Consider the following 11,561-nt stretch of genomic DNA (forward strand, 5'->3'; position numbering starts at 1 on the left):
AGGATACAAAGATACAAGGATACAAAGATACAAGGATACAAAGATACAAAGATACATGTATCTTTTCTTCTTTTAGGGGTGTATATTTAATATGTATCTTTTTTCGATATTTACAAATAAAAAAACTTGTTGTAACGTAATAGACAACAAGTTTCTCAACACAATACGATTTAGTTTGATAATATACATAAGAAATTCGTAAGAATTTGTAGAATATATAAGACACATAAAACAGAAAAAAACAAATAAAAAAAGAACGGCTGTTTAGTTCGAGATTTCTGAGGTCTCAAACCAGACAGGGGAAGTAGATTTGCTGACAACATTTCTACTTCTTGGTGAATACAATTTGCTGACAACATCTTGTATTCCATTTACGTCACTGCGACTACCAGTGAGTAAACTTCCCAAACCGTTCTAATTAACTATGCTATTGAGATATAAAATATCTCTTCTTAGTATAGTTAATTAGAGTAGATTTGTAAAGATAGAAACCCTTCTTTAAGTGCATTTTTAAGCATGTTTAAGTATGGATTTTTCTGCCTTTGTATGCAATCTTGGGAAGTCTATTTATTAAGGTGAGCAGTGATATAACTGCTCACCTTTTTTGTTGTAAAAAATCAGTGGAAAGGAGGTTCAACATGAATACAGTACAAAGCGCTATCGAATTAATACTACATAAAGGGTTACGAAAATATAAATCTAAAAATTCGAAAGCTGGATTAGTATCTATTGCAACACAAGAGAAATTTGAAAGCAAAGTGTTAAATGGCAAGAAGAATAAAAAAGGTTCAGTTTTTATTACTCGTAAGAAAGAAGATTTAAGCGCCAAGTTTGGAACTAGGGGCGTAGTATTATCATCTGAAGAAGCTGTACTGGATCATGTTGGACAGGCTTCACACTGGACACCTAATGTATATAATTTTGGTACATATGGTGAAAATGGTCTTCGTACAATTGTGGGGCATACTGAAAAGAACCTACAACAAATTAACTGTTTTGTTATTGATATTGATTCAAAGTCATTCCCTATGACTGCGATTAATGATGTGGCATTAAATGCAGGTTTTGGTGTACCTACTATGATTCTTGAAACAACAAAGGGCTATCAAGTGTATTATGTGTTGGATAAAGCTGTGTACGTATCAAATAACAAGAACTTTATAGCTATTAAATCAGCGAAACGTATCTCTCAAAACCTACGAGAAATGTTTGCTGAGAGTTTGTCAAACGTGGATTTAACATGCAATCACTTTGGGTTCTTCAGAATGCCTTCAGTACAAAATGTTGTGATGTTCTTTGAGGAAAATGTGTATACATTCAAGGAGTTACAAGAGTGGAGCAAGCGACAAGACGACAACAAGGGAAATGAACAGTTTCATAATGTGATAGAGAGTCCTTTTGCTAAAAACGCTCCTGTAGAGCAACCAAAACAAATGGATGAACTATGGTTCAAACAGGTGATTAGTTGTACAAATGTATCTCCAAAACAAACGAAAGCAGGGCGAAACAATGCGATTTTCACCCTTTCTTTAGCGTGTTTCCAAAGTCAGTACGTTATTAAAGACACAATGGACTTAATGGATCAGTTTAATAGTAACCTAGAGCAACCGCTAGATCATACTGAAGTTAGAGGAATTGTTATGTCTGCGTACTCTGGAAAGTATCAGGCAGCACATAAAGATTACATAGAGCGTTTATTACAAACATATGGGGTGGGTGGACAGGCTTCAGCTTTCCGTGCGCCTTCTGTACTTTGGAAGAAACATAAGAAACAACGTAAGGATCGTGTGCGTAGTCATTGGCACGAGTGGGAAGCTGACATTATTACTTTCTTATCGATGAATTCAAATAATAAACCTGTGCTATACTTTACACAATCAGAACTGTGCGAAGCGCTTAACATTCCACGTAGTACATTAAACACGGTTCTAAAAAGGAGTACAAAAATCTATAAAACGGTTGAGGGAAAAGGCAAAACAGCAAAAACAGGACTATCTACACAAGGAATGCTAATTGCATTTGCTTTAAAGGAAAACGGAAAAAGAAGAGAGAGCTATTTAAACTATTTACAAGGGCTATTCCCTCAAATGGGTAATGTTCTTGGACAAGCAAAAACAAGTAACGCTATGGCGGAAGAAGAAACACTATACGGCATATTAGAAGGGCTACCAGCCGGTTAATTTTTAATTGTCCACTCTGCCAATACATAATTATATCTACGATACACGGTTCGGTCAGCTAGCTATAGCGTTATGGCCTTACATAGTTTATGTTTCTTTTATTCTTGGAGATTAGTCTTATACTACTAGGGTTAACTACTCATTATGGTATGTGAAATTTATAGAGGTTTACTAGAAAATTATAATATTGGTGGTGCTTACTTTGGGTAAAAATTATCCTATAGATCGTGATAGTAGAGGGCGTTACAGACACTCTTTTGTATTTATGAGGGGGGCTACTGTAGATATAAAGCTACTAAATCATGATGATTTGTTAAAAGGTAAAATTTCAACAATAGAAGAGTATTATTGTGTTCTTGATGTGGAGGGGAACGGTGCTCTGTATCAAGTAACAGTTAATTTCTCTGAAGTTAAATATATAAGGCATGAAGAGTTTCCAACTGTTGAAGAAAGATCTCCTAAGTTTAGCGAGGGGAAGAAGAAAACATCCTTTGTATTTGAGATTGGTGAACTGATAGGTTGTGTATTTAAAGATGGTAAGGGGATCAAAGGGACTTTATTGTCTGAAGATGCCTATTATCTTTATGTTAAAACTGAAAAAGAGAATTACTATACAATCATGAAGGGTGCTTTATCTTATGTTACACATGTGAAGCATGATCCATTACTTATGACAAATGATTTCTATACGAAGGAAATGAAACTAGCTGATTATAAAAAGCCTACGGAGTATGTATTTTCTGTAGAGGATACTATTACGGTTTATTTTCCTAGTGGTAAGAATGTATCAGGTGTTGTGTTGGATGAAAGTAAGTATTGGGTGTTGTTGCAGACTGAGAAGCGCCAACTAACGATTTTTAAGGGTAGTTACTCGTATTTTAAACATGAGCCTTATGAGACAAAAGCCTATTTGTATGTTGGGAACAGAAGTTTAAGAAAACAGTTAAGAAGCGAAGGGTAGCTAAAATAATAGTGCAAAAGAGAACTTTGGTTTCATTACTGAAGTTCTCTTTTTTGAAAATATGCATTATTTCATATTTGACAAGTACGGTTTATCGACAATTTACGACAAAATCTCTAGTGTTATTATGCTAAGATACGACATGCTAACATTACGTTAAAAGAATATTAAATGGATCGAGATTATTTTTTAGTTTTGTTTACTTTGATACTTCCAGACTGAAAGGTTCGATTTTAAAATAATAAATTAAAAATTAGAAATTACATAGTTCTATTCAAGGAGAAATGTTTATGCATGATAAAATAAATAAACAAGAAGAAACTAAAAAAGCGTTAATAGAATTTCTAAGAATACTTATTGATGAAATTGATTTTCAAAGAAGAACTCATGGTAAGTTAGCGGAACAAATTGGGATTAGTAGTGGCTTGTTATCAAGGCGTTTATCGGGGAAAAATCAATTCAATTTTTTGAGTTTAATTAAGTTGTTAAATATTTTATATGAAAATGATGCACTTCAAAAACAGAAATTAATACACAAGTTTTGTTTACTTACCACAAGTAAACAAAACTTACGTATTGCGATGGAGTATGCGCATGCTAAAGGAGATTTGAATCTGTTAAAACTACTCGTTGATCAGGAAAAAACATCATCCCTTGCAACAAATAGAGAATGGGCCTATGTATATGATTTGGTATGGACAAGGGGTCAAGGGACTCTTCTAGGTAAAGAGTTACTTGAAAAGTTAGAGAGTAGTAAAAAGGGTAGAGTAATAAAGACAACTGAAATGAATGCTTTATATGATGTTTTGACATGTTATATTATGTATGATATAGAAAAAGTAACCTCTTTTTTCGAATATATTGAGATATCGAAGCCGAAATTCACTGAAATAAAAGATGAATTTACTAGAAATATGTATAAAATTAGGATGAAGGAGGTTCATGCTGCTGCACATTTGTTGGGGGGAGATATAAAAACTTGTCGCAAATTATGTAATGAGATTATAGATACGGAAGATTTGTATGATGTTTTTTCGATACAAAAAGCTTCAGCATATTCGTATTTAGCTGAGTCATATACCTTTGATTGCTTTGAAACTGCATCAAGTTATGTGAAAATGGCTTTGCAATATTTAGATACATTGTATTTTAAAAGAGCGGAAGTAAGAAAAAAACAAATATTAAATACATATGGGTTTATGCAGATGGTACAGTATTTAACTAGTGAGAAACCACTTTTCAACCTAAATGATATTAAGGTGTTTCATCCTGCTGAACAAGCTTTATTAGAAACGCTAAAAGGAAATAGAGATACGGCGATAAAGATTATAAAAAATATGAAAAAAGAGAATGGATATCTATTACCAATAGAGTATTGCTATTTAGGATTGGCGATGAATGATATAGAATACATTCATAAATCTATTGAGTTATTTAGGTATAAAGGAGGAGGGTTTTATAGTGAATTACCGATTTTTATATTGAAATATTTTTCGGAAAATGGTATCATGTATAGGAGTGTAGAAAATGAAAAAAGTATTATGTGTAGTTAAAGTTTTAGTTATAGTTGCTGTTGTATTATGTACAGCTTACGAAAAAAAAGAATCATATCAGATTTCCCAAAAACATGAAAAGCCTTTACTTGCTAAAATGGTTAACCCAGGTGGCGGAGTTGGGTAATTAATTATATTTATGAATGCGATTGTCTCAAATGAGGCAATCGCATTCGCTGTTTTTAGGGATGTTTACTAAATTTCAAATTCGTAATTTAGTAAAGGATTGTGATTTGATTCACAAACTATGAAACGATAACTATATTTTAATTACTAATTATCAAGATTTTATATTAACAAAGCTAAAAAGAAGTGTTAAAATCAGAACAAACGTTCTACGCATTTCCACAATTTGTAATTTAGAAAAGTCAAAAAAAATCCCAGTTATCTAATCCGTTGATAACACTGGGTTTTCCGAAGACTTTTGATATGTAGTTTGGTTAGATGTAGCAGTTTTTGAGAAATTATGGATTGACGATAAAACACAATCGTTGTAATCTTAATTTTGAAAGATGTTTATTAGCATCTAAATTGTGAACTACTAACAATTACATAGTTACATGGGCTGAAAATAAAAAGAGCTACCAACTCTTGATATTTTCGACCTTTTAAAACAACGACCTGTTTTAGAAAGGCTGCCCACTTAATGAAGCATAACGAGATGCAACATCAATAATATTATACTGTTTCGTGTATTTATACAAGATATGTAAATGTATACGTACACGTGAGTTTAAGCAATATTATTGATGTTGTGCGGTTATCCTTCTTAAAAGTGGTTCTTCGGATTGAAGAAAAAGGCGTAGACTAAAACATTAGTTTACGCCTTTTTTGTATTCTGTAAGAAACCCATTGGCTATATGAAAATTTTATAATGCTCACCTTTATATTTGTAATTGTTTATGTGGATAGGGTTGAGTTAAGAAACTTGTTAAGTATGATGAATCTAGACCCTGAGAAAGTCTAGATACAAACTGAAATTTTAAAGATTGGAGAGAAGAACCATGAGAGAAAAAGAGTTTAGCAAAGGTACACACAGGCTTAAAGTAACAAAAGAGATGGATGTTGGCACTCTATTAAACAGAGCGCACAAAGTTAGTACATTTGATGGCAAGAATTTAGTCGTTCTCGACAATGGCAATCTGTACGATCAAACAGTTAGAAGAGAAGTTCCAGTAACAAATATGTTTAGGTATATCAAATGCGTAAGAAATAGCGATGGTATCATCATTGCCAAGAAGAATAAACCATGTGCTACATTGATGCAGGTTATTTTTGAGAGAAAAACAAAGAAAAAAGTGAAGTAGTAATACATTTGATCGATTTAATTGTGCAAGAAATACAGCACACTTGGGGTTCATAGCTTAAGGACATAATTCTTGTGTATGTTCCCCATACGTTCTTTGAAAACTTGATATAGTTGCTGGGGGAAGGGCAAATCATCGCATGCCAATCTATTTCGTGAATCTAGGAGATGCAAGACACGAATAAACCCTTAGGGACAATAGTCCGCTTGAAAATAGCAATCGATGTTGGTCTATCTGTAGCAAGCCTACAGACTACTTAAAGGGCTGTACACATGACGCCATGACGGAGAAATTCCAAAGCGATATATTTGTACAAGCATTCCTTTAACGAGAGGGCGTAACGAGACTAAACGCCCCTGTTACAAATGGAGATACTCCTTTTTCGCATTTGTATCCGACCGAATATAGACCGTTTATTTTTTAAAAATCAAGAATACAAAATATTTTTTGTAGAATTAAACAGATCAAATAGGAGTAAAAAATTATGAGTATGGAATGCCGAGAAAGGTATATTAGGCAAATAGCAAATATTCTTACAAGCAAAACAAAGCATGCAACAGGCTGCCTAATTGAAGGCAAAGATGATGTGTGTTTAGAGTTTCAAATAGAGCTAATAAACGCATTACAAGATAATGATACACTTGCTTATCATGTAGATTTCACCGATTATACAAGCGAAACTGAATGTCTTGCAGCGTTGAAAAAGGCACGTAAACAACTTAGTTCAAATAAGCAAGATGGAAAGACATTATTTCTTTCTCTAGCTTCCTTTGAACGTGTAGAGAAGAAAACAATGGATGCAGTAAAAATATTAATTGGTAGCCGATCACTAGGCATACATTTACTAGTTAGTGCAAATAAGAGATTCGTCCACTTAGTAGGATTAACAGAATACTTGGTTACAATGAACAAATCAGATGTAGTGTTTTCTCAGCTGTACCGCTATAGCACACAAAAGGTACTGGCTTCCCTAAAAAATGATTCATGGGGGGAAGCTGATGAATCATAAAATCGAGAAAATATTGAGAACAAAGAGCATTCATGTAGATTTGTTTAGATTGGATGAAAGATATGATCTCGGACAAAGTATAGATGTTTGCTGTAATAAAATGAATGTAATTCATACCTTTAAAGTGTTTAACATCACTTTGCTAAGAGGTAATCATTGGCTCGTTCATTTGCAGTAAGGTTGTAGTATAGCGCTATAAAAGTAGTGGGGTCTCAAATGTTCATATGTTAATATATTAATGTAATGAATATAAATGGAATGGAGTGTAGAGACCATGTTTAAAAGGTTTAAGTTTTTATCAGCTGTATCGGCTTTATTTATATCTATAACAGTACTGCTTGCAGGGTGTGGAGGTTCTTCAGTCCCCTATAAAAAGGGTGATACTTATAAAAATAGTAAAGACAATTTCGTTACTATTACAGCTGACAACGAATGGAGAGTTAAAGGGTATCAAAATCGTGAAGCAATTTATAAGGTGGAGCCAACGGAATATAAAGTTGATTCGTATTCAGTTGTATCAATTTCTGTAAAAGAAAAAATAAATGGTAGAGATCCTTTGCAGGTTGTAAATGATTATGAATATTACATACTTGCAACTACAGAAAAAGGCTTTAATTCTGTGTATATTGGTTCTTCGCATCCAAATGATACCAAATGGAAAGAAATCAAGAAAGAATTAGAAAGCTCTAGTGATAAAGAGGATCTTTTGAAAAAAGAGTATGAGAATAATAAGAAGACTCTAAAGAAATTCGAAAAGACAAATTAGGACATACAAATAACTGTAAGAGCAGAATCATATTAATGGTTCTGCTCTTTTTTATTGTCAAAATTAAGTAGGGCAATGGGAGGTAAGGGGATATGATCAGCCGAGATCAACTGTTATTTCCAGCTATGATAACTTTTATGGTTTTAATGATTTTGTTATTTGATGCATCGCTATCATTCATAATGATTCTTACAGAAAAGACAATGTAGTAATGGAAAACGTCAAATCAGCTGTAAAAGATGCTTGTTTGTGGTTGTTAGTTTTGGTTTTAACAACTTTAACCTGGCTGGGAATTGAAAAAATGGTTATTACCATGCTTTTAGACTAAATATATTTTTTGTGTGCAAACTCTTTTTGCACATTTTAAATGGGGGAAAGTCATGAATATTGTTGCAACATTTCATTTTGTAAGTGGTTTAAGAAGATCGACTATTATCAAATCGGAGAATATAGAGAAAGCGAGTATATTTATTAATAATAAGTTTTTTCAGGGTGTTGGACATGCAATATTTGAAGTAGAGATGCAAGAAAGTAGAGATGGATTTGAAGGTATTGATGGTAAAGTAGAAAAGTTTGAAGTGTTTCGTGATCAAGTAATGTTTATTGATTATCAAGTGAAATAATTTTATGTAAAGAGAGCAGATCCCTGGGGGCTGCTCTTTTTATGTTTTGAGATTAGCAATAAACAAAGCATATTGAGTATCTTCAATATGTTTTGTTTGTAATTAATCGATAAATTACAAGTTGATTAGAAAGTGGAGGTGTTAGCATGGTAAGGCTTGGTCAAGTCGAAAAAGCTGTTGAAATCGTGAAGGAAGAAGTACAGGAGCAAGAGAATGTAAACACAGCTGTTGTAGGTGGAATAGGAACAGGAAAAGATTTTTCTGTTATAATACCTAACATTCTGCTAGAGGAAGAAAAGAATTTAGTAGTAATAGATCCAATAGATCAAATATCAAATGTGTATACATTTAAAGAAAAACAAGGATATCATATTTTAACGTATAATTTAGAAAAAGAAGATATTTTGCGGCAGTTAAATAATGATTTAATGGCAAAAAAAGAAGAAAAACTTTTAATTCATGTAATCTTCCCTAATGAATTTTTTGGAAATCAAGAAATGAATAGTCAACGTGTTATGGAATTCTTAATGGAAATAAAAGAAATGCAAGATATAAAGTGGGGACAAGAAAAATCATTACATCTTTTCCTTATGGAATATGAAGAATATGCATCTCCTAAGTTTCATGCTATTTTTCAAACATGGTGTGGATACGGAATTAGCACCACGTTGAGCGTTCAGCATGTACTAAGATTGGATGATGTTATTCTAGATAATTGTCATTATGTACTTTATAAAAGAATACTTGATCCACAAACAGCTGAATGGATTGCAGAGAAGCTGAAATATCATCATGTAGAATTTCACTCGAAATTTTTAGTAACAAACTTATTGTTTTTACCATTGACAGCGGGTATGTTAATGGATTTACCTCTTAATTTAGGAATCTTACAGAAAAACTATAGAGATAATCCTTATGGAAATGATTCATGGACAAAACTTGTAGAAACTTACAATGCTGAGGATATTTTGGGCAGAGCGTTATATCCTAAAGTGTAAAAAAATCTAAAGATAAAGATGATAAAAGAGCAGCTCCTTAAAGGTCTGCTCTTTTTTTATAGTCAGTTGTGTATAAGAGTGGAGGTAACAGATATATTTCTTCCTCCTTTCCCCAGGTGATATAGCGTTGTTACCTCTACTCTTATGTACATCTAAAATATTTTAAACAAGATTGGTACTGAAAAAGGGTAGATCCTAAAGGGACTGCTCTTTTTGTTAAACAGTTGTATATAAAAGTAGAGGGAGGTGTTTGTATTGGTAAAAAAACCCCTAATAACGGAATACGAGTTAGCTAATTTGAAGCATAATTCAGAGAAAGAAAAACAAGTGGTGTTAGAAATTTATAGAATAGCTTTTGAAAATTTTTTAGAAAAAGAGTTTACTAGTAAATTTCTTACTAAAAAAATTAGAGAGCAAATGAATAAAGGATTTGATCATTTAGGAATAAGCCTAATGAATTGTAACATTATGGAGAACCGTACTAGTTTCAATTTTAAGGATATGATTAGAAAAACATTTTCGAATTTCTTTTGTAGGTTTTTCTATAATAGTGTCGTTATTAAATGGAAGTATTGGAAATATCGCAAAGACGTAAAAAGAATTGTAGGTATTTGTTGGGAAGATGAAATAATTGAACTTAGCATGGAAGAAATTGCAGAAGAAGTAATTTATAAGAGTAATGTTTACTTGAAAATAATTGATGATCTAGAGAAATCAGGATTAAGAGTAAGTGTGAAAGTTGATGGTGAAATCTTTATTTTACTTTTAACCTGGGGGAAATGGATGGAGACGGACAATGAAGAAGGTTAGAAAATGTAAAAAGTGCCAGGGCAAAGGTTTCATGTTCGGTAAAAATTACATAATAAAAGAGAATTCATTTGGTTATGAAACGCAGGAGTTTGGTATTAAAGTAACCTGTACTAATTGTTATGGGAAAGGTATTAAATAATTGTATGATTCTAAAAAAATATAATTGGTATTCAGAAAATAGATCCTATACTAACCGTAGCAAACGAGGGGGGAAATCATGAACAAGGAAGTCACAATAAAAATTAATGAAAAAGGTTGGGAAATGTTCGTTCAAGTTGGAGAGAACTTATATGAAGAGAAAGGTATCATGCAGAAGTTTAATGATGCTTTAAACGTAAAAGGCGTGTTAGACGAAGATGCTGCATGGATGTCAGATCCTTTGTTTCAAGTACTTAGTGAAAACTTCTTTTGCTATCAGGTAGCAAATGCCTTAATAAAAAGCTAGTAAGAGGGTGAATGTTTTGAATGCAGCAGAAAAAGAACGTAGGATAGGTCAACTGGAAGATGAAATTGGTGGTATATGGATATCTTTATTTATAGGATGTATTATGTTTTTGGCGTTACAGTGGGGAATAGAACCAATGATGAAAAATGTACTAGATAGAGAGGGTTTTCCAACTACTCTTGTTGATATTATTTTTAATTATATTATTGGTGCTGCTTTCTGGATAGGGTATATCATTGGAATTATAACTATTTTGAAGAAAAAGAAAGAAATTAGGAGATATAAAAAAGAAAAAAATTCTCCTTCAAAAATTAATATACAAAAAGATGATATAAATCAGAATCCTGTTTATGTAATTGATCATAGCAAGGATAAAAAAAATCGATATGAAAAAGGGGATAGAGATATGATGAAGCGAGTATTTAACCAAAATAACAATGTTTCTACTAATTTGGGTAAACAGAACACTAATAAAACGAGAGGTAAAGGAAGTCCAATACGTTCATACAATGGGTCTACTCATTCTTCTAATAGTACGGAAAGTAATGACATTAATAATATTGTTTTAGGTGTTGCATTAGGAAGTTCAATTTATTCTTCAGGGGATGATAATAATTGTTCCCAATCGGATTCTTCATCGATTGGTGATAGCGGCCCAAGTTGTGATTAATGGTTTCTGTTGAGGATTAATAAAATAAGAGAATGTAAAAGAAAGAGCAGATCTTAATTGGCTGCTCTTTTTTATTGGTAAAGATTAGCTATAAACAAAGCATATTAGGTAGTAATCAGTATGTTTTGTTTGTAATTAATCTCAAAAGGAAAGGCAATTTAAGAAATTAGGGAAGTGGGGATGGAGATATGAATAAGAAAAAAGCATTAATTAGTTTAGCGTACGCTATGGCGCTATAT

General features: G+C 32.5%; 13 protein-coding genes. All 13 read left to right on the forward strand.

The genetic code is table 11. The features are described from left to right. The first annotated feature begins 638 nt into the window (after positions 1–638). The 13 genes from repS to BLT20_RS29410 all read left to right on the forward strand — a co-directional run bounded on the left by repS (position 639) and on the right by BLT20_RS29410 (position 11,322). Positions 639–2,180: a replication initiation protein RepS gene (gene repS, locus BLT20_RS29355; RefSeq protein ID WP_016097341.1), complete on the forward strand. Its 1,542-nt coding sequence runs from the start codon at positions 639–641 to the stop codon at positions 2,178–2,180. Between the two features lie 202 nt (positions 2,181–2,382). Beyond that, positions 2,383–3,141: a hypothetical protein gene (locus BLT20_RS29360; RefSeq protein ID WP_021729741.1), complete on the forward strand. Its 759-nt coding sequence runs from the start codon at positions 2,383–2,385 to the stop codon at positions 3,139–3,141. A gap of 290 nt (positions 3,142–3,431) precedes the next feature. Then, positions 3,432–4,694, forward strand: coding sequence for an AimR family lysis-lysogeny pheromone receptor (locus BLT20_RS29365; protein ID WP_016097515.1), 1,263 nt, complete (start codon positions 3,432–3,434; stop codon positions 4,692–4,694). After that, entirely contained in the window at positions 4,669–4,821 is a 153-nt protein-coding gene (locus BLT20_RS30710; protein WP_016097514.1) for a hypothetical protein, read from the forward strand. Before BLT20_RS29365 ends, BLT20_RS30710 begins: the two co-directional genes overlap by 26 nt. Positions 4,822–5,698: 877 nt before the next feature. Further along, on the forward strand, positions 5,699–6,001 hold the full coding sequence (locus BLT20_RS29370) for a hypothetical protein (protein WP_016097513.1): 303 nt from the start codon (positions 5,699–5,701) through the stop codon (positions 5,999–6,001). 484 nt (positions 6,002–6,485) lie between these two features. Further along, a complete protein-coding gene (locus tag BLT20_RS29375; protein WP_016097512.1) occupies positions 6,486–7,010 on the forward strand; it encodes a hypothetical protein in 525 nt (174 codons plus the stop codon). Further along, a complete protein-coding gene (locus BLT20_RS29380; protein ID WP_021729740.1) occupies positions 7,000–7,188 on the forward strand; it encodes a hypothetical protein in 189 nt (62 codons plus the stop codon). The genes BLT20_RS29375 and BLT20_RS29380 overlap by 11 nt, the downstream gene beginning before the upstream one ends. A gap of 96 nt (positions 7,189–7,284) precedes the next feature. Further along, positions 7,285–7,776: a DUF5512 family protein gene (locus tag BLT20_RS29385; RefSeq protein WP_016097511.1), complete on the forward strand. Its 492-nt coding sequence runs from the start codon at positions 7,285–7,287 to the stop codon at positions 7,774–7,776. 380 nt (positions 7,777–8,156) lie between these two features. After that, a complete protein-coding gene (locus BLT20_RS29390; protein ID WP_016097509.1) occupies positions 8,157–8,399 on the forward strand; it encodes a hypothetical protein in 243 nt (80 codons plus the stop codon). A gap of 146 nt (positions 8,400–8,545) precedes the next feature. Next, the gene (locus BLT20_RS29395) at positions 8,546–9,397 is read left to right on the forward strand and encodes a type IV secretory system conjugative DNA transfer family protein (protein ID WP_073340412.1); all 852 of its coding nucleotides are present in this window, start codon (positions 8,546–8,548) and stop codon (positions 9,395–9,397) included. 246 nt (positions 9,398–9,643) lie between these two features. Next, positions 9,644–10,207 carry a hypothetical protein gene (locus tag BLT20_RS29400; protein WP_073340416.1) on the forward strand — a complete coding sequence of 188 codons (564 nt, stop codon included), beginning with the start codon at positions 9,644–9,646 and terminating at the stop codon, positions 10,205–10,207. 217 nt (positions 10,208–10,424) lie between these two features. Then, positions 10,425–10,652 (forward strand): hypothetical protein, encoded by a 228-nt coding sequence (locus tag BLT20_RS29405; protein ID WP_016097505.1) that lies wholly within the window; start codon positions 10,425–10,427, stop codon positions 10,650–10,652. A 16-nt stretch (positions 10,653–10,668) separates the two neighbouring features. Continuing rightward, positions 10,669–11,322 (forward strand): hypothetical protein, encoded by a 654-nt coding sequence (locus BLT20_RS29410; RefSeq protein WP_016097504.1) that lies wholly within the window; start codon positions 10,669–10,671, stop codon positions 11,320–11,322. The last annotated feature ends 239 nt before the right edge of the window (positions 11,323–11,561 follow it).

It is taken from the genome of Bacillus sp. cl96, from assembly GCF_900100505.1.
Taxonomy (GTDB): Bacteria; Bacillota; Bacilli; order Bacillales; family Bacillaceae_G; genus Bacillus_A; species Bacillus_A cereus.